Below are 18249 nucleotides of genomic sequence, written 5' to 3'. Positions count from 1 at the left end.
ACTGATCACGTCAACCTCCTCTGGTGTGCATCACCCTTCACTTTTCGCGACCTTTTCGTAGGCAGCAAAGAGATCGGCAACAAGAACACCGTTGATCGTCATACCTGTCATGTTGGCATCAGCAATCTGCACGTTAGACAGGTTCAGATTGCGCAGCGACACACCCGACATATTGATGTTGTGGAATGTGGCATCGCTCAGATTGATGTTCTCGAAGGTACTACTGGCGAGATTGGCATTGGTGAAGACACAGGCGTGCAGATTGCAGTCCTCAAATCGGGCCTGCTTCAGCACAGCCCAATAGGATGAGTGACTGAGATCCACCCCGTTGAACGAGGCCTTTCTCATGTCACATCCTGAAAATTCATACCCTTTGAACTGCACATCAGGAAAAGGATTTTTACTCTCAGCCATCCTGCCCTCCTTCATTTACCAACCACCCCGCCATGACCCTGCCTGCTCCCTAAACAATGAACAGGCACCATGAACAGGCACCGTGAGCAGGCGCCAGGGCACACCAAGGCTGTTGATAAGGCTAGACGGACAGAATCACAATTTACACCGTTCAACCTTTATCGAAACAATAAGAAAACATTATGACCATCAGGCCAGACCAACCCATACCGCGCCGTCACGGCCTGATCGCACCGCACAGTCAATAAAGCGCATGCCCTCCACACCGTCCTCGATACCCGGCAGCAAGGCCGACAGTGCCACCTCACCCGTCTGCTGGTAATGACGGATCGCCATTGCGGTATCCCGGTAGAGCGAGGCAAAGGCCTCCAAATACCCTTCCGGATGGCCAGCAGGCACCCGGCACTCGGCACGCGACAGAGCCGTTGCCCCGGCACCACCGCGGGTCAGCAGTTGAGCAGGTCCGCCATAAGGGGTGAACCACAGCTGATTGGGATGCTCCTGTGACCACTCCAGCCCACCCTTGTCTCCGTAAAGACGGATGTCCAGACGGTTCTCACATCCGGCAGCGACCTGACTGGCCCACAGCGTGGCGCGGGCGCCTCCGTGCATCCGCAGTAGTACCTGCACGTTGTCATCCAGCGTACGCCCGGCTACAAAACGGCTCATCTCGGCACACAGCGAAGCCGTCTTCAGCCCGCTGATATAGCTCAGTAGCTGATAGGCATGGGTGCCAATGTCACCAATGCAGCCGCCAGCACCGGAGCGCGCAGGATCGGTGCGCCAGCTGGCCTGCTTGTTACCGCTCTGCTCCAGCGGCTCGGTCAGCCAGTCCTGGGTATAGTTGACCTGCGCTACCCGCAAAGTGCCGAGTTGTCCGCTAGCCACCATTTCCCGTGCCTGCCTCACCATGGGGTAACCGGTGTAGGTATGGGTCAGGACAAACAGCGCCCGATGTTGCTGACTAAGCTGTAACAGCGCCTCTGCCTCCTGCAGCGTGGCCGTCATCGGTTTGTCGCAGATCACATGAATCCCGGCCTGCAGAAAAGCCCTGGCTGCCGGGAAATGCAGATGATTCGGCGTGACTATGGCGACGGCCTCAATACCGTCTTCACGCTCGCTTTCCTCCCGGGCCATCACCTCAAAATCACTGTAGATCCGCGCTTGCTCCAGCCCCAGCGCAAGGCCGGAGGCCAGCGCACGCTCAGGCGTTGACGACAGTGCTCCGGCGACCAGCTCAAACTGATCGTCAATGCGGGCGGCGATACGATGAACGGCGCCGATAAAGGCATCCTGACCACCGCCTACCATGCCCAGACGGATACGTGGTTTAGTCATGGGTTATCTCCCCTGCGTCTGATTACAACCCCAGAATGGCCCGATTACGTCCACGGTCAGTCGCCGCACCGGCAAAGTCATCAAAGGCTTTATCCGTGACCCGAATAATATGATCGCGGATAAAGGCAGCCCCCTCGCTTGCGCCGTCTTCGGGGTGTTTGAGGCAGCACTCCCACTCCAGTACCGCCCAGCCATCAAAATCCATGGCCGCCAGCCGCGAAAAGATGGCCTTGAAATCGACCTGGCCGTCACCCAGCGATCGGAAGCGCCCCGGCCGCTGCAGCCAGTCCTGATAGCCACCGTATACGCCGCTGCGGCCGTTGCCATTGAGTTCGGCATCCTTGACATGGAACATCTTGACCCGCTCGCCGTAAATATCGAGAAAGGCCAGATAATCCAGCGCCTGCAGCACGAAGTGGCTGGGGTCATACAGGATGTGACAGCGCGGATGCTGATCCACTGCCGCCAGAAAACGCTCGAAGGTGGCGCCGTCGTGCAGGTCTTCACCGGGATGGATCTCGTAACACAGATCGACGCCCTGCTCATCAAAGGCATCCAGAATAGGCCGCCAGCGCTGCCCCAGTTCAGCAAAACCTTCCTCTACCAGCCCGGCCGGACGCTGTGGCCAGGGGTAGAGAAACGGCCACAGCAACGCTCCGGAAAAGGTAGCGTGAGCCTGCAGGCCCAGCCGCCGCGAGGCTTTTGCCGCCAGCTTCAGCTGCTGCACTGCCCATGCCTGACGCTCTGCCGGTTTGCCACGCAGAGGCTCAGGCGCAAAGGCATCAAACAGCGCGTCGTACACCGGATGCACCGCGACCAGCTGCCCCTGCAGGTGGGTAGACAACTCGGTGATGACAATGCCGTGTTCCGCTGCACTACCGGTGACCTCATCACAGTAGGTCTGTGATTCCGCCGCCAGCGCCAGATCAAACAGGCGGGCATCATTGCTCGGCAACTGAACCCCTTTGAAGCCCTTGTCAGCGGCCCACTGGCAGATGGCCGCCAGAGAGTTGAACGGAGGCTGGTCTCCGGCAAACTGAGCCAGAAAGATGGCCGGTCCTTTGATGGTTTTCATCGCAACTCCTCCGTCAGTGAGGCTGGCGCAGCAAGGCGCGGGCAGCCTGAGGATCAAGGGCAGGCGGACGCTCACAGTACGTCTGCAGCTCGACAAACTGACCCGTTTCGCCGGATTCAAGAATGGCCGTCATCACCTCGATGCCATGCAGCGTGCGTGACAGCGAACAGCGTGGCTCCTCACCCAGTAACAGTGCCTGCGCCATTTCGGCCAGCCCTGCGGTGCGATAGTTAGCGAACTTCGGTGCCTCTGCCGGATAGTTGGGCAGGCTGAACGGGTGATCCCAGGGTTGCAGCAGCTGGGCCTCGCCACTGCGCTCGGTGTAACGCACATCACCACCAAAGAAGTTGGGGTCCGGCACATAGATCGACCCTTCGCTGCCATACAGCTCCATATTGCCGTGACGATGCGCCCAGACATCCCAGCTGGCGCCCAGGGTTACGGTGGCACCGTTGTGGAACTGCAACAGAGCATGAATGGTGGTCGGGGTCTCCACCTCAATCAGCTGACCTTTGCGTGGCTCACTGCTGATCACCCGCTGCTTGCTGGGAATGGCACTGATGGCAGCCACCCGTTTGACCGGCCCGATCAGGTTGATCAGGTTGGCGATGTAGTAAGGCCCAAGGTCAAGCACGGGGCCTCCGCCATGCTTGAAGAAGAAATCAGGGTTAGGATGCCAGTGCTCCATACCATGGCTCATCACATGGCAGGTGCCGCCAACAATGGTCCCCAGCCTGCCGCTGTCGATCAGATCACGCGCCTGCTGATGAGCACCGCCGAGGAAGGTGTCCGGTGCACAGCCAACCGCCAGCCCGCGGGATGTGGCGGCCTGCTGCAAGGCCAGCCCCTGTTCCAGCTCCAGCACAAGCGGCTTCTCCGAGTACACGTGCTTGCCTGCTTCCAGAATGGCCATGGACACATCAAAGTGTGCTGCCGGTACGGTCAGATTGATGATGATGTCGATATCCGTGCTGGCCAGCAGCGCTTCGATACTGCGCGAGGCGATGCCGAACTCCCGGGCACGGGCGTCAGCTGCAGCACTGTTCAGGTCGGCACAGGCGCGCATTTCTATGCCGTGAAATAGCGGTGCCAGCTTGAGGTAGGCAGCGGAGATATTACCGCAGCCGATAATACCGACGCCCAGCACGCGTTCCTGCCCGGCGCTCTGGCTGCCATTGATGTTCCCCTGAGGATGACTGTGGTTGGTCATGATTCCGTGTCCTTATCAAAAATGCTCGGATCAAAATGCTCAGATCAAAATGTTCAGGTCAAAGTGGCTTGGGTCACAGTGGCTTGGGTCACAGTGCATGGGCAGTGCTGAGCGAACGGGCGGCAAAACGCGCCAGATCGCTGGGGTTGTCGTGCTCCATGACAAATACCCTGGCAGGCGTGGCCTGCAGTGCCCGCCAGATAGTTGACCAGTCCATGACGCCATGGCCCAGATCGGCCCAGCCGTCTTCATCGCGGCATTCACCCACCGCGGCAATATCCTTCAGATGGGCAGCGCAGATACGGGCGCCGTACTCACTGATCCAGTGCAGCGGGTTGGCTCCACCGCGTACCACCCAGGCGACATCGACTTCCCATTGCATGCCAGGTGCACCTTCCAGCAGTAACGCCATGGGGATGCCACCGTCCGGCAGCGCTTTCAGCTCAAAATCATGGTTGTGCCAGGCAAAGCCGAAGCCCTCCTGCTTAAGCTGCTGAGCCACCTGCTCCAGCTCTGCGGCAAAGGCCAGCCAGCCCTCGCTGTCGGTGGGCCGGGCATCGGGCAGCAGATAGGGGCAGATCACCGTATGCATGCCCAGTGTGCGGGCGATATGCACGGCATCGGCAAAGTGATGCTTCAGCATGTCCCAGCCGAAATGCCCCGTCGGCATGGTCAGGCCCGACGCCTGCAGTGCCTGCTGCAGCTCATCCAGCTGTGGATACAGGCCGCCATAGCCTTCCACCTGGCTGTAGCCTGTTTTTGCCAGCAATTGCAGGGTCTGCGCCAGTGGGGGGAAGTTACGGGCGCTGTACAGTTGAAAAGACCAATCCGCCATGATGATTTCCTCGATGGCATCGCCCTCTGGCGACGCTAGTTATTGTTGGTTAGAAATTAGGCTCGCTGTCAGATTCGTTCGCCGCTGCGAGCGTCAAAGCAGGACGCCCGCGCCGGGTCAAAACCGATCAGTAGCCGGTCTCCCGGTTTCAGATTCAGCTCGGTATCGGTACGAAAGGAAAAGGCCTGCCCTGCCAGGCGGGTCCAGGCCAGGGTATCGCTGCCCATAGGCTCGACGATTTCTACCCCGACCTCCTGGCAGACAGGCAAGGCAGTGGCGGCCTCACCCACCACCACATGCTCTGGTCGCACCCCCAGCTCCACCGCCTTGCTGCCGGTCAGATCGGCACAAAACGGATAGTGGGTCAGCGGCACGCTCAGTCCGGCCAGTGCGCTGTCCGCGATAAACCAGGGCTGGCTGTCCTGCAGCTGTAACTGTCCCTGCAGGAAGTTCATGCCGGGGGAGCCGATAAACCCGGCCACAAAGCGATTGACCGGCTTGTTGTAGATGGTCTGCGGCGTGTCCAGTTGCTGGATCACCCCCTCCTTCATGATGGCTATGCGGTCTGCCAGGGTCAGCGCTTCGATCTGGTCATGGGTGACATAGATCATGGTGTTATTGAGCTGCTGATGCAGACGCTTGATCTCCACCCGCAGCTCGGTACGCAACTTGGCGTCGAGGTTGGACAGCGGCTCATCGAACAGGAATACATCCACATCACGCACCAGTGCCCGGCCAATGGCCACCCGCTGCCGCTGTCCGCCAGACAGTGCTGCAGGCTTGCGCTGCAGCAAGGGCGTGAGGTGCAGCATCTCTGCCGCCTTGCTGACCCGGCGCTGAATTTCCTCCTTGTTGACCCCGGCGACCTTGAGCGCAAAAGACAGGTTCTTTTCCACCGTCATCTGCGGGTACAGGGCGTATGACTGGAACACCATGGCAATATCACGGTCCTTGGGTTCTTCCCAGGTCACGTCACGATCATTGATCAGAATCTGACCGTCGGTGATATCCAGCAACCCGGCGATGCAGTTCAGCAGCGTGGACTTGCCACAGCCGGAAGAGCCCAGCAGCACCAGAAACTCGCCCTTGTGAATGTTCAGATTGAGTGAGCGCAGCACCCGTACGCCGTCAAAGTCCAGATCAAGATCGCGAATGGCGACGCTGTATGGGTTATCCGCGCGGGCAGCTGTTGAGAGATGAGTCATGGGAATTTCTCCTGTTCGCAGCAGTGATCAGCCTTTGACGGCACCGGAAGCAATACCCCGTACGAAGTACTTGCCTGACAGCAGATACACGGCCAGAGGCACCGCCGCCGTCAGCATGGTAGCCGCCATGTTGACGTTGTACTCACGCACACCGTAGGTCGTGGTGACGATATTGTTCAGCTGCACTGTCATCGGCAGATTGTCGGAGCCTGCGAAGATCAGCCCCAGCAGGTAGTCGTTCCAGATATTGGTGGTCTGCAGAATGACGGCGACGATGATGATAGGTACCGCCAGCGGCAGCATGATCTGCAGAAAGATCTGCCAGAACCCGGCACCGTCGATGCGTGCTGCCTTGAACAGCTCGCTGGGCAGGGAGGCGAAGTAGTTACGGAACAGCAGGGTCATGATCGGCATGCCGAACATGGTGTGGACCAGAATGATGCTGGTCAGGGTGCCGTACAGACCGACTTCCCGGAATCCGATGATCATCGGGTAGATCACCACCTGATAAGGCACAAAGGCGCCAAATACCAGAATGCCGAACAGCAGGTTGGCCCCCCTGAAACGCCAGAACGACAGGGCGTAACCATTGATGGAGCCAATCAGGATCGACAGCGCCACACTGGGCAGCGTGATCTTGATGGAGTTAAAAAAGCCGGCCTGAATACCTTCACAGGTCACCCCGGTACAGGCCTGTGACCAGGCTTTGATCCAGGCAGCAAAGGTGGGGTCACCGGGCAGACTGAACAGCTGGCCGAGGCGAATTTCCGGCATGCCTTTCATGGAGGTGATGATCATCACGTACAGTGGAATGGCGAAAAACAGTGCCGAGAGCAGCAGGAAGCCATAGATACCGAGACGGCCATAGCGTTGCTGCGTACGGCGACGGCTGGCAGGTTTAGGCTGCACGCTGTCCGTTTGCCCCAGCTGCTGCAGGGCAGCGGTCGCCAGCGCTTCAGCGGTGCCTTCGTCCACCTGCGTCTCTACAACAGCAGTTGCTCTCACTGCCACCGCTGCCGTACTGCGACGTCGGACCCGGGGGGAGACCGAGCGCGGTGTGACTGCTGCACGCCCGATCAGGCTGGAATGGGTCATCCCATCGATTTTGGCCATGGTCGTTATCCTTGTTGTGGCTTGGGGTCGGTCGATAATCCTCTGCGCAACACGCAGCAGCTCACGACTCAACACTCAGGGACGCGCACCGCGGCGCACATACTCGTTATAGACCCAGGGGCCTACCAGTAGCAGAATCGGCAATAGCATCATGGTGGCCGCAGCCATCCCCTGCCCGGCATTGCCGCGCTCGGTGATGTAGTCGATCACGAACTTGGCAGGCACTTCGGTCGAGATACCGGGGCCACCGCCGGTCTGCGCCACGATCAGGTCATACACCTTGACCACACTGGCGCCGAGCAGCACCACCGAGGTCACCACCACCGGCCGCATCATCGGCAACACAATGAACAGATAGGTCTGCCAGGTGGGGATGCCATCGACCCGTGCCGCCTTCCAGATATCGCTGTCGATACCACGCAGGCCCGCCAGCATCAGGGCCATGATCAGCCCCGAGGACTGCCAGGCGGCGGCGATGATGACGCCATAGATGGCAAAATCAGGGTCGGTCAGCGGGGCAAAACTGAAGCTGCTCCAGCCCCAGCTGCGTACCTCGTTCTGGATGCCGAGACTGGGCTCCAGCATCCACTGCCAGACCAGCCCGGTCACCACGAAAGACATGGCATAGGGATAGAGAAAGACGGTACGGAAGGCACTTTCCATCCGCACTTTCTGATCCATCAGCACCGCCAGCAGAAAGCCGACCAGCAGGCAGATGGCAATAAACAGCACACCAAAGATCAGCAGATTCTCCACCGATGCCAGCCAGCGACTGGTGTGCCAGAGACGGCCGAACTGATCGAAACCGACAAAATCAAAGGTCGGGAAGCGTTTGGTTCTGGTGAATGCCAGTACCACCGAATACACCACACAGACCACGAAGATACCGATGGCCGTCAGGGCCATGGGCGTGGTTGCCAGCAGCGGACGCCACTGCCAGCGTTTGCGGGCAGCGCCTGCCCGCCCGGACTGAGATGCAGATGAAGACATAGGGCTCCCCCCTGATAGCGGGGCCAGCGTAACCGGCCCGTCATACTCAGAACGTACTCATCATCGGCGATCCTCTGGCCCTGCGGCGTTGCACACCGTGCAGGGCCCTGTCGCTGATGGGTGAACGCTCTCAGTCAGCGTCGCCGATAATCTCGACAAAGCGTTGCTGGGCTGCATCCACCGTCATATCTGGCGTGCTCCAGTATTCCGTCAGGAGATCTTCGATCTGCCCGCGGGTATCAGGGGTAATAAAGAGGGCATAGCCCTGCACGATGGCATCAGGTCGCTTAAGCAGCGCCAGGCCCTTCTTGATGCAGGCATCGGCCAGACTCATGTCCACATCATCACGAATGGGCAGTGACCCCTTGGCGTTGTTGAACAGCGTCTGTACCCGTGCGTCCACCAGCATGGAAGCCAGCTTGAACTGCGCCTGAGTGACTGCCGGGTCTTTCTGTTTGGGAAAGATAAAGACGTCACCATTGGTGGTCAGATAAGGCTCAGGTGACGGGCCGGGAATGCAGTCATAGTCCTCACCCGGCTGTTTACCAGCCAGCACGAACTCACCGCGCGCCCAGTCACCCATGACCTGAGCCGCCGCCTTGCCAGTGATGACCAGATTGGTGGTGTCGTTCCAGTTGCGGCCGGCCATGCCCTGATCGGTGTACTGGCGCAGCTCACCCATGGTTTCAAACACCTTGCGTACCGCGCTGCCTCCGGCAACATCGGCATTCTTGTCACGCCAGACCTGATACCAGACATCCTTACCCGCCATGCCCAGCAACATGTCGCGAAACAGCAGAAACTCCTGCCAGGGCTGACCACCCTGCGCCAGCGGAATAAAGCCCGCCGCCTTGATTTTGGGAGCAGACTCCAGAAAGTCCTGCCAGGTCGTAGGCTCGGTTACACCCGCCTGCTGATAGACCTTGCGGTTAACCCAGATCCATTGTTCCGAGTGCAGGTTGACGGGCACGCAGTAGACTTTGCCGTCTTTCTGACAGGGTCCGAAGATAGCGGGAGGCCGGATAAACGAAGCCCACTGCTCTTTGTCAGCCACGCTGCTCAAATCCTGCAGCAGACCGGCATTGATCAGCTCTTCAAACTGACGTGAAGTATTGAACTGCGCCGCTCCCGGTGGCGTGCCACCAAAGATGCGCTGATAGGCCACGGCACGGGCATTCTCACCCTGAGCAATGGCACTGTCTTTCCATTTGTCGGCCCCCAGCTGGTCAAACTCCCTGGCCAGCACGGACACCGCCGCCTGCTCACCGCCAGAGGTCCACCAGTGAATCACTTCAAGATCGGCAGCCTGCGCAGGCAGTTGCCAGAGGGCTGCAGACAGGGCTGCAGCCAGTGGAATCGTGTATTTCATATTTTTATTGTCTCCACGAGTACGCTTCAGATTGTGGTGTTATTGCCGGATCGGTAATCCCCGTAGTGATGTGATGCCCTGACCTTGACAGCCCCCGGTGCGCCTGCCGGAAACACGTGCCAGAACGGTGTTTGCGCTACCTCACCAGCGCCTGAACTGATCAAAAATCGACCTTTTCAAACGTTATGAAATCGATTACATTTCACCTCAAATAAAAATGTAATTGATTACATTGCAGGAGCAACCATAGATTTCACCCATTCTGACTGTCAAGCGCAGTTCCGCGCCAAAACCACAGAGAAGTTTGGAAAATCTGGAAAAACTGAACGGATACAACAAGATAAAAACTAAAAAAATTTTGAGGGCACAACCGTGAAGAACAGAGCCGCGACAGTGCAGGATGTCGCTCGTGCTGCCGGTGTCTCCACCGCCACCGTCAGCCGGGCCATCAACGAGCCCGACAAGGTCTCGGAGGAGACCCGTCAGCGTGTGGCCGACGCCATCGCCGCCACCCGCTATACCCTGAACGAAGCCGCTCGCAGCCTGCGCATGAATCGTTCACGGATGCTGCTGGTGACCGTGCCGGACATCGGCAACCCTTACTTTTCGCTACTGCTGGCGGGCATGGAAGAAACCGCCAGCCAGCAGGGATACAACCTGCTGATTGCCAACACCAACTGTGATCCCCATGTGGAGCACCGGCTTTACGACTATGTGCGCAGCAACCGTGCCGACGGCATTCTGATCCTCGATGGCACCCTGCCCTCGCTGGGAGAACAGAGCGATACCGCACTGCCCCCCGTGGTGGTGGTCAGTGAGCGTATCGAAGGTGCGGAACTGCCCACCGTCTGTGTCGATAACGCCGCCGCACTGGCCAGCGCCACGCAGCATCTGTTGCAACTGGGCCATCAGCGCATCGGCCATCTCAGCGGTCCGCTGGCGAACGTGCTGACCAAGGAGCGTCTGGCCGGGTTCAGGCAGGCCATGGCCGATACCGCCCTGCCGGTCGCCGACAGCTGGGTATACAGCGGTGATTTCTCCATGGATGCCGGTGCCGCTGCGGCCCGGCAGTGGCTTGCCCAGACCGAGCGCCCGACCGCCATCACCTGTGCCAACGATGAGCTGGCCTTCGGTTTTATTGATGAAGTGCGCCGCCACGGCATCCGCGTACCTGAGCAGGTATCGGTGGTAGGGTTTGACGACATTCAGTTCGCCGCCCGCTTCTATCCGGCACTGACCACCATCCACCAGCCCCGCAAGGAGATTGGCCGACAGGCGGCTGCCCTGTTACTGGATCTGATCAATCAGCCGGGCAAGGTCAAAAAGCAGGAGATTGTGCTGGGGACGGAACTGGTGATCAGGGAAAGTACTGCTGCGCCAGCAAGCTGATGATCACGTGCTCGCGGTGGGACAATACAAGGAAAGCGAAGCTCAGATGCTATAGACAAGCATTCGCCAGTCATTTCAATGCCGTGTGACTGACGGGAAGCAATCAGTCCAACCACTCCAGCCCGTCATAGGGCTGGTCACGCAGTGCTGCAAGGCGGCTGTGCAGGTCGCCGACATGCACTTCCAGTTTGTGGCCATCCGGGTCCAGAAAATACAGCGACTCCCCTTCACTGCGGTTGTCTTTCCACAATGGCACCTGTCGCTCCTTCAACAGCGCCCGCATTCCCGGCAGCTCGTGGGCTTCAATGCTGAAGGCGTAATGGGTGTAATCCTGCGCCGGGCAGACCTGATCAAGCGACAGGCAAAGCCACAGCTCGCCCAGTTGCAGATAGGCACCCCGCTGCCATTTGACTCTGGGCACACAGCCCAGCACCTCAGTGTAAAAAGCCAGCGAGCGCTGCACATCGCTGACGGCCAGCGTTACATGATTGAGTCCACTGGGCATATGTCCTCCTGCAAAAGCGGATTCATCGTGTTACCTGACAGGCCAAAGTACAGCCAGCGCGGAATTTGGCAAGCTCTCGACATCCACCGCCAGACTAATCCGCTTCTTCTCAGTGAACTCCTTCAGTTCACTTCATCAGCTAACTGCCTCAGTTAACTCGATCAGCTCACACGGCCTTGCCGTGCATCCGCGAAGGGATTAGTCTCGCCATTTATTTAACATGTTAATTTAGTAAGACTAACGAGACTGACTACCGCTTAAAGGACCACAGCGATGCAACCTGCTTCCACTCCCTCCGCGCTGCGTGGCCCCTGGCTGATTGTGCTGCTGGCAGCGCTGCAGGCCTTTGGGCCACTCTCCATTGATATGTATCTGGCCGGGTTACCGGCCATTGCCACGGATCTTCATACGGATGCCAGCCAGACCCAGCTGACCATCAGTGCCTTCCTGCTGGGGCTGTTTGGCGGCATGCTGCTGTATGGCCCGCTGTCTGACAAATACGGTCGGCGCCCGTTGCTTTTGCTCGGTATTGCCCTCTATGCCCTGGCCTGTGTGGGCTGTCTGCTGGCAGACAGCATCGGCCAGCTGATCGCCCTGCGTATCGTGCAGGCGCTGGGTGGCGCGGCGGCGGGCATGGCTGTTGCCACCCAGTTTGGCCTGGGCGCGCTGGCCAGCTCTGTCACCAGCGCACTGCATGACGGAACGCCGCTGCCGATGACAATGATGGTAGGAGGCTGTGCCCTCGGGTGTCTGGCCGCCCTGTCCCTCACCCGCCAGCGCCCCGTCGTTATACCCGCCACGGAGGCCAAACATACCCGGAGTCAATAAGCCCGATGGCAGGGCTTGTGGCAACCGACGCCCGGCCTTGCAATCCTTTTTGGCCGGCGGGCCTCTATGCCACTGACTCAATGCGATTGAAAAGTACAAGTGATCCTTCGGAACGCACATTCACCGCCTGACTCTCGCTGGCAACAATGCACTTCATGCCGGACCCGGAACCCGTTCTGAGGCTGCCAGTACACCGGCCCCTACTCAAATAACGATAACGAGAGAGAAGCCCGCGATGAAAAAGCACAACCCGCTGTTGCAAGACCTCAAGGCGATATTGCCTGCCATTGCCGCCAACGCCGAGCACACCGAACAGCTGCGCAAAGTACCGCAGGAGAATATTGACCTGCTCAAACAGGTCAGCCTGCATCGCGCCTTTCTGCCCAAAGCCTACGGCGGTCTGGAAATCTCCCTGCCGGAATTTACCGACTGCATCGCCGCACTGGCGGGAGCCTGCTGTGCACCCACAACCATCAGCTGGCCATGTTCCCCAAAGAAACACAGGATGAAGTGTGGAAAGACAACCCCGATGCCACCGCCTGCTCCACTGAGGAAGTCGACGCGATCATCACCCCACACAAAGCTCATGTGCGGTGTGTTGTTGATAAAGGAACGGGGATTATTGAGGACCTGATTGCGAATCTGGTACGACCAGAACTGGCGGGAGATTTCAAAGGCTTCGTTTACCTTGACCGCCTTGCTGGTGTCGATGGTGCCATCGTCTTTTTCGGGGGTGTAGTTCAGCTCGCAGAAGGCCGAGTGGCCAGTACCGGCGTTATTCCAGCCGTTTGAGCTTTCTCCGGCGACATGGTCCATACGCTCGTACAGATCAATATGCCAGTCTGGCTGCAGTTCCTGCAGGTAAGTCCCCAGGGTGGCACTCATGATGCCGCCGCCAATCAGGAGGACGTCAGTTTTCTGATTTTCTGCCATCGCGTGACCAGCTGTCACAAAGAGATTCAGGCAGAGAAGCGCTTTAGCAAACTTTCTCATGGGCAGGTTTCTTTTATCGTGGGCAATAGTGGAAGCCTTGAAATAGAATTTCTGCAGCCATTCTCCATGGCTATATCGTTCTATAACGTGCTTTTTCTAGGACTATTCTGCCGATGGCAGAAGCAACACCGCCGTCACGATAAAGCGCTTACATCCCGGTAAAAAAATACTCAGCACATATTCCCACTATTCATGGAATATGGAATTCAGCCAAGCCTCTGCACACGTGGCTTCCGGCTGCATTCTCCTTGCTGAAAAAAGATCAGGACAGGTGCATGATCTGCACATCAAGCTTGAGCGGCGGATTCTAACGATTGCCCTGATGCAAATCCATGAAGGGATATAAAGGCCGAATTATGTCCTTTAAATCCATTAGAACCCTTTAATTCATAGTCATGCCGCTAATTATTTCCATACCCTTTTATTCCAGCCTGATATTCATAACTGCTAATACCTTTCTCAATTAATACCGTACTCATGCAGGCGATTGTTATTCGTATTGCAGCCATAGCAAACCGTTGCATCACTCGGGAGAGAGCAGCAAGACAGCGTTGCCTTGGACCACAGGGAACCGCCAGAATGCACACTCAACCTGATGATTGGGTTGTGTTTTCCCCTCTCACTCACAGCAGAGACAACATATGGGATTCAGCATTGCCGGACTGGCGTTCAAGACGCAGAAAGAAATTACCCCCGCTGACTACATTGCCCGCCTGACCGGGATGGAGCCGGTGGCCGTGACAGGCGACAGCGAGTTCGATACCCGTGATGCGGGTTCCTTCCGCGTCGAGACGGATGGCGAAACTGTGCTGATCATCAATGCGGACCTTGGCCTAAACACCTTCCGTAGTTCCTCCGAGCAGTTACAGCAGATCTATCACGCTCTGGATATGCCAGAGGAAATCATCGCCTTCGCCGTGCTCGAATCCGGCGGCACCTATGGCTATGCCATCCTGCATCAGGGTGTGCTGGTCCGCGCCCGCCTGCAGGAAAGCGGCGACTTCCCGCCCAGTATTGATACCGGCACCCCTCCTGCAATCGAGCAGGCGTGGCTGGATTGCCCTTTCTATCTGCTTTATGACGGCGAAGAAGCTGACGACGATCTGGTCATGGATGAAGATGAACTGGATGAGGTGGAAATCGAGAAGGTCTATTACAAGGGTGACCGTGAAGAAGAGCTGCTGGAATGCCAGCTGACCGAGAAAGTCGTGGAAGAGCTGTTTGAAGACCGCTTTGGCTTTACGCCCTGGAACACCAGTGAGCTGGAAGAGGTATTTGAGTTCAAGCTACCCGCCACCACTCACTAACCCCGTTTGCAGGGTTGCCCCGTAACAGGAAAACCCCGGTGCCCGTGGGCAACGGGGTTGAGTCAGCGACGGATTAACACACCGTCATGCGCAGATACGCATCACCCTCAGGCCAGCTCGGTGCGCAGCTGTCTGGCCGCCGTGACCATATTACGCAGCGAGGCTTCCACTTCAGGCCAGCCGCGGGTTTTCAGGCCACAATCTGGATTGATCCATAGACGCTGCACCGGAATCTGCTCTGCCGCCTTGTGCATCAGCACCACCATCTGCTCAACACTGGGCACATTGGGGCTGTGAATGTCATAGACCCCCGGACCGATTTCATTGGGATAGCGGAAGTCCACAAAGGCATCCAGCAGCTCCATCGCCGAGCGTGAGGTTTCGATGGTAATCACGTCAGCATCCAGTGCGGCAATGGAATCAATGATGTCGTTGAACTCCGAATAGCACATGTGAGTGTGAATCTGGGTGTCATCCTGCACGCCTGAAGCAGAAATGCGAAACGCACGCACGGCCCACTGCAAACAGGATGACCATTCCGCCTTGCGCAGCGGCAAGCACTCCTTGATCGCAGGTTCATCGATCTGAATCGCGGCAATACCGGCTTTCTCCAGATCCACCACTTCATCGCGCAGGGCATACGCAATCTGCAGGCAGGTTTCAGACAGCGGCTGATCATCCCGCACAAAGGCCCATTTCAGCATGGTCACCGGCCCGGTCAGCATGCCTTTCATCGGTTTATCGGTCAGCGACTGTGCGTAGGTACTCCAGGCCACCGTCATGGGCACACGACGGCGGATATCACCAAAAATCACCGGCGGTTTGACGCAGCGTGAGCCATAAGACTGCACCCAGCCGTAGCTAGTAAAAGCGTAGCCATCGAGGAACTCGGCAAAGTATTCCACCATGTCGTTACGCTCGGCCTCACCGTGCACCAGCATATCGAGGCCGTAGTCTTCCTGAGCGGCGACGCAACCGGCTATTTCTGCCTTCATCGCCGCGTTGTAATCCGCTTCGCTCAGCTCACCCTTACGAAACGCCAGACGTGCCTTGCGTATGGCCTGAGTCTGCGGGAAAGAACCAATGGTGGTGGTTGGCAGTACCGGTAGCTGCAGACGTTTGGCCTGCGCTCTGGCCCGCACGTCATAGGGCTGATGGCGACTGGCGTCCGCTTCGCTACTGGCCGCCAGACGTGCCTTGACGTCCGCTCGGTGGATCAGGGCCGAGGTCTTGCGGCTGTGCCGGGCAGCATCTGCCGCACTCAGTACGGCGTCAATTGCCTCGGCACCTTTATCCAGCCCCAGTCGCAATACGGCGATCTCCCCTACTTTCTGTACTGCAAAGGCCAGCCAGGAGGTGATGTCTTCATCAAGGCTTTGCTCCTGTGCCAGATCGACCGGCACATGCAGCAGGGAGCAGCTGGAACCGATCCAGATCTGCTGCGGATAGCGGGCTTGCAGACGGGCAAGCAGTGTCAGGCTGGCACGCAGATCATTGCGCCAGATATTGCGCCCTTCAACGATACCTACCGAAATCACCCGGTCTGCAGGCACCGCCTGAAAGACGACGTCCACTTCCGCGGCACCACGCACCGCATCGATGTGCAGACCGTCAAAAGGGAGCTTGGCCACCACGGCCAGATTGCTCTGCAGCTCACCAAAATAGGTGGCCAGAAGGACTTTGACACCCGACTTTTCCAGCCCGGCGTAGCTGCGGGTAAAGGCATCCAGCCAGCTCTGGGGCAACTCCAGCGACAAGATTGGTTCATCAATCTGCACCCACTCGACACCCTGCGCCGCCAGTTTCGCCAGAATCTGGTTGTAGACGGGCAACAGGGCAGGCAACAGTTGCAGCTTGCCTTCATCCTGCGCCAGATCCTGCAACTGCGCAGCACCACAGCCATTCGCTGCGCCACAGCAATCAGCATGATCATGCGCGTCCTGCGAACCGCGGAATTTGGACAGCCACAGGAAGGTCAGCGGGCCAACCAGCACAGGTTTGGCCCTGAGGCCCAGCCCCTGAGCTTCGTCCACTTCGTCAAATAGCTTGCTGCTGCGGATGGAGAAGGTCTGATCCGGGGCCAGCTCCGGCACCAGATAGTGGTAGTTGGTGTCGAACCACTTGGTCATTTCCTGAGCGGCGACCGGCTCGCCACTGGGGGCGCGGCCTCGTGCCATGCGGAAATAGTCATCCAGCCCCACATAACCGTCGGCGATACCGAAGCGCTCGGGGATGACACCGAGTAACAGAGAGGTATCCAGTACGTGGTCATAGAGGGAAAAATCATTGACGGGCACCAGATCGATGCCTGCCTGAGCCTGCTGCTGCCAGTGACGCTGGCGCAGCTCTCTGGCCAGCTGCAGCAAGGTTTCCTGACTGCTCTCGCCTTTCCAGTAGGCTTCCTGAGCAAATTTCAGTTCACGACGGGCACCGACACGTGGAAAGCCCAGGGTATGGGTAATAGTCATTCTGCTGTCCTCAAATGATCAGAAACGCCACTCGGAGATATGCGCCAAGCATGCGTCTAATTAAGTGATGAACAGAGTGTGCGACCCCACAAAAAATTAGTAAATCTCATATTTTTATGATTTAACTTGAACAAATTAAATAATCATTCGATTTTTTGCCATCATGAAGCGGCTGAGTTCGGGTATTCTATGCCCTTGGTTGCGCCCTACCGAGCGACTGACAACGGCTACCACGGCACCTGCCGCCAGAACGGACACTGGCACAGACACCGCTCTGGTTCACCGGCTCCCGGCGTCAACCCCGCAAGAAATAACAATCAATCCTATGGCCACGGCCGCGTGTTTTGTTAAGGAAAGCTTATATGCAGACGGATACCATTTTGACCACCTACCGAATTAGCCCGCTGAGTCTGATCAAACCCGTCATTCTGTTTCTGTTCCTGCTGATACTGGCCGCCAACCTGCAACCGCCGCTGGAAAACTGGCTGATTGTGCAGCTGACTGATCTGAAGAAAGTGGACTTCATCGCTGATTTTATTTTTGTCAGCTGGGCCAGCATCATCCCGTGGCTGCTGTACATCCCTGCCTTACTTGCCCTGAAGAAGCTGATCAAACAGCTGCTCTATACATTCAACATGAGTCTGGATGTGACGGCCGATGCAGTACGTCTGAACTCCGGCTGGCCCATCAGTTACAAGGCCCATATCAAGTTCAACCGCATTGAAAGCGTGCGTCTGGAGGCCATGGGCTACCCGGTCAACAAGTGCGCCAATGTGGAAATTGTGGGTCTGGGGGGTACTAAGATTGAACTGAAACATCTGGCCGCAGCACAGGATCTGGCTGCCCAGATCGGTCAGCCCTGCTAAACCACACCGCGCTATTCAGTCGTGCTGCATCCGGTGTAGCGATAACGACAAACCGCACCCCATTACGGCGGTGCGGTCTTCCCCTTAATCACTTGCCTTCTAACAGGCTGTTGAAAAACGTTATCGAGGCCGCCGAGACAAGGAAATACCCCGAGGGCACAAGAAACAGGCGAAAAAGCGGAGTTTAGTGAACTAAATGAGCATTTGACTCGCTCCGCTCGCCCCTTCGGGGCCGTGCTAAAGCACGTTCAGCCTTTGGCTGTGAGCCTGTTTTTGACGCGGTATTCGGCAACGCAGATAGCTTTTCAACGACCTGTTAAAACGCATCGCTACCGGACTACTCC

At 57.8% G+C, this 18249-nt stretch carries 16 protein-coding genes; 4 read left to right on the top strand and 12 right to left on the bottom strand.

Annotated elements, in window-relative coordinates; genetic code table 11:
* Window positions 1-30: 30 nt before the first annotated feature.
* The 9 genes from WH50_RS20100 to WH50_RS20060 all read right to left on the bottom strand — a co-directional run bounded on the left by WH50_RS20100 (window position 31) and on the right by WH50_RS20060 (window position 9549).
* Window positions 31-414 (bottom strand): pentapeptide repeat-containing protein, encoded by a 384-nt coding sequence (locus tag WH50_RS20100; RefSeq protein ID WP_110189059.1) that lies wholly within the window; start codon window positions 412-414, stop codon window positions 31-33.
* 189 nt (window positions 415-603) lie between these two features.
* A complete protein-coding gene (locus tag WH50_RS20095; protein WP_110189058.1) occupies window positions 604-1752 on the bottom strand; it encodes a Gfo/Idh/MocA family protein in 1149 nt (382 codons plus the stop codon).
* Window positions 1753-1774: 22 nt separating this feature from the next.
* Window positions 1775-2827 (bottom strand): sugar phosphate isomerase/epimerase family protein, encoded by a 1053-nt coding sequence (locus WH50_RS20090; RefSeq protein ID WP_110189057.1) that lies wholly within the window; start codon window positions 2825-2827, stop codon window positions 1775-1777.
* Between the two features lie 13 nt (window positions 2828-2840).
* On the bottom strand, window positions 2841-4037 hold the full coding sequence (locus WH50_RS20085) for a Gfo/Idh/MocA family protein (RefSeq protein WP_110189056.1): 1197 nt from the start codon (window positions 4035-4037) through the stop codon (window positions 2841-2843).
* A gap of 88 nt (window positions 4038-4125) precedes the next feature.
* A complete protein-coding gene (locus WH50_RS20080; protein ID WP_110189055.1) occupies window positions 4126-4872 on the bottom strand; it encodes a sugar phosphate isomerase/epimerase family protein in 747 nt (248 codons plus the stop codon).
* A gap of 68 nt (window positions 4873-4940) precedes the next feature.
* Complete coding sequence (locus WH50_RS20075) at window positions 4941-6077, bottom strand: ABC transporter ATP-binding protein (RefSeq protein ID WP_110189054.1); 1137 nt, start codon at window positions 6075-6077, stop codon at window positions 4941-4943.
* 27 nt (window positions 6078-6104) lie between these two features.
* Window positions 6105-7190 (bottom strand): carbohydrate ABC transporter permease, encoded by a 1086-nt coding sequence (locus WH50_RS20070; RefSeq protein WP_341476843.1) that lies wholly within the window; start codon window positions 7188-7190, stop codon window positions 6105-6107.
* 75 nt (window positions 7191-7265) lie between these two features.
* Window positions 7266-8180, bottom strand: coding sequence for a carbohydrate ABC transporter permease (locus WH50_RS20065; RefSeq protein ID WP_104152307.1), 915 nt, complete (start codon window positions 8178-8180; stop codon window positions 7266-7268).
* 130 nt (window positions 8181-8310) lie between these two features.
* A complete protein-coding gene (locus tag WH50_RS20060) occupies window positions 8311-9549 on the bottom strand; it encodes an ABC transporter substrate-binding protein (protein ID WP_110189053.1) in 1239 nt (412 codons plus the stop codon).
* Between the two features lie 372 nt (window positions 9550-9921).
* On the opposite strand from WH50_RS20060, the gene WH50_RS20055 reads away from it, so the two are divergent.
* Window positions 9922-10938: a LacI family DNA-binding transcriptional regulator gene (locus tag WH50_RS20055; protein WP_110189052.1), complete on the top strand. Its 1017-nt coding sequence runs from the start codon at window positions 9922-9924 to the stop codon at window positions 10936-10938.
* 103 nt (window positions 10939-11041) lie between these two features.
* On the opposite strand, the gene fos is transcribed toward WH50_RS20055, so the two are convergent.
* Complete coding sequence (fos, locus tag WH50_RS20050; RefSeq protein WP_110189051.1) at window positions 11042-11443, bottom strand: fosfomycin resistance glutathione transferase; 402 nt, start codon at window positions 11441-11443, stop codon at window positions 11042-11044.
* Window positions 11444-11716: 273 nt separating this feature from the next.
* On the opposite strand from fos, the gene WH50_RS20045 reads away from it, so the two are divergent.
* Window positions 11717-12271, top strand: coding sequence for an MFS transporter (locus tag WH50_RS20045; protein WP_110189050.1), 555 nt, complete (start codon window positions 11717-11719; stop codon window positions 12269-12271).
* A 390-nt stretch (window positions 12272-12661) separates the two neighbouring features.
* On the opposite strand, the gene WH50_RS27040 is transcribed toward WH50_RS20045, so the two are convergent.
* Window positions 12662-13204: a malate:quinone oxidoreductase gene (locus WH50_RS27040; protein ID WP_341476842.1), complete on the bottom strand. Its 543-nt coding sequence runs from the start codon at window positions 13202-13204 to the stop codon at window positions 12662-12664.
* A 701-nt stretch (window positions 13205-13905) separates the two neighbouring features.
* Between WH50_RS27040 and WH50_RS20030 the strand changes: the two genes are divergently transcribed.
* The gene (locus WH50_RS20030) at window positions 13906-14571 is read left to right on the top strand and encodes a hypothetical protein (protein ID WP_110189047.1); all 666 of its coding nucleotides are present in this window, start codon (window positions 13906-13908) and stop codon (window positions 14569-14571) included.
* Window positions 14572-14678: 107 nt separating this feature from the next.
* On the opposite strand, the gene metE is transcribed toward WH50_RS20030, so the two are convergent.
* Window positions 14679-17039, bottom strand: coding sequence for a 5-methyltetrahydropteroyltriglutamate--homocysteine S-methyltransferase (metE, locus tag WH50_RS20025; protein WP_110189046.1), 2361 nt, complete (start codon window positions 17037-17039; stop codon window positions 14679-14681).
* Window positions 17040-17401: 362 nt separating this feature from the next.
* On the opposite strand from metE, the gene WH50_RS20020 reads away from it, so the two are divergent.
* Window positions 17402-17905, top strand: a complete 504-nt coding sequence (locus tag WH50_RS20020) for a hypothetical protein (RefSeq protein WP_104152330.1) — start codon at window positions 17402-17404, stop codon at window positions 17903-17905.
* The last annotated feature ends 344 nt before the right edge of the window (window positions 17906-18249 follow it).

The organism is Pokkaliibacter plantistimulans (assembly GCF_003194385.1).
In the GTDB taxonomy this organism is placed as follows: Bacteria; Pseudomonadota; Gammaproteobacteria; order Pseudomonadales; family Balneatricaceae; genus Pokkaliibacter; species Pokkaliibacter plantistimulans.
The sequence above is the reverse complement of the archived record's forward strand: the minus strand, read 5'-3'. Positions and strand labels throughout refer to the sequence as shown.

Bases quoted from the DNA above. Each gene is read 5' to 3' on its own strand.
- WH50_RS20100 (WP_110189059.1), bottom strand. From the start codon at position 414: ATGGCTGAGAGTAAAAATCCTTTTCCTGATGTGCAGTTCAAAGGGTAT.
- WH50_RS20095 (WP_110189058.1), bottom strand. From the start codon at position 1,752: ATGACTAAACCACGTATCCGTCTGGGCATGGTAGGCGGTGGTCAGGAT.
- WH50_RS20090 (WP_110189057.1), bottom strand. From the start codon at position 2,827: ATGAAAACCATCAAAGGACCGGCCATCTTTCTGGCTCAGTTTGCCGGA.
- WH50_RS20085 (WP_110189056.1), bottom strand. From the start codon at position 4,037: ATGACCAACCACAGTCATCCTCAGGGGAACATCAATGGCAGCCAGAGC.
- WH50_RS20080 (WP_110189055.1), bottom strand. From the start codon at position 4,872: ATGGCGGATTGGTCTTTTCAACTGTACAGCGCCCGTAACTTCCCCCCA.
- WH50_RS20075 (WP_110189054.1), bottom strand. From the start codon at position 6,077: ATGACTCATCTCTCAACAGCTGCCCGCGCGGATAACCCATACAGCGTC.
- WH50_RS20070 (WP_341476843.1), bottom strand. From the start codon at position 7,190: ATGGCCAAAATCGATGGGATGACCCATTCCAGCCTGATCGGGCGTGCA.
- WH50_RS20065 (WP_104152307.1), bottom strand. From the start codon at position 8,180: ATGTCTTCATCTGCATCTCAGTCCGGGCGGGCAGGCGCTGCCCGCAAA.
- WH50_RS20060 (WP_110189053.1), bottom strand. From the start codon at position 9,549: ATGAAATACACGATTCCACTGGCTGCAGCCCTGTCTGCAGCCCTCTGG.
- fos (WP_110189051.1), bottom strand. From the start codon at position 11,443: ATGCCCAGTGGACTCAATCATGTAACGCTGGCCGTCAGCGATGTGCAG.
- WH50_RS20045 (WP_110189050.1), top strand. From the start codon at position 11,717: ATGCAACCTGCTTCCACTCCCTCCGCGCTGCGTGGCCCCTGGCTGATT.
- WH50_RS27040 (WP_341476842.1), bottom strand. From the start codon at position 13,204: ATGGCAGAAAATCAGAAAACTGACGTCCTCCTGATTGGCGGCGGCATC.
- WH50_RS20030 (WP_110189047.1), top strand. From the start codon at position 13,906: ATGGGATTCAGCATTGCCGGACTGGCGTTCAAGACGCAGAAAGAAATT.
- metE (WP_110189046.1), bottom strand. From the start codon at position 17,039: ATGACTATTACCCATACCCTGGGCTTTCCACGTGTCGGTGCCCGTCGT.
- WH50_RS20020 (WP_104152330.1), top strand. From the start codon at position 17,402: ATGCAGACGGATACCATTTTGACCACCTACCGAATTAGCCCGCTGAGT.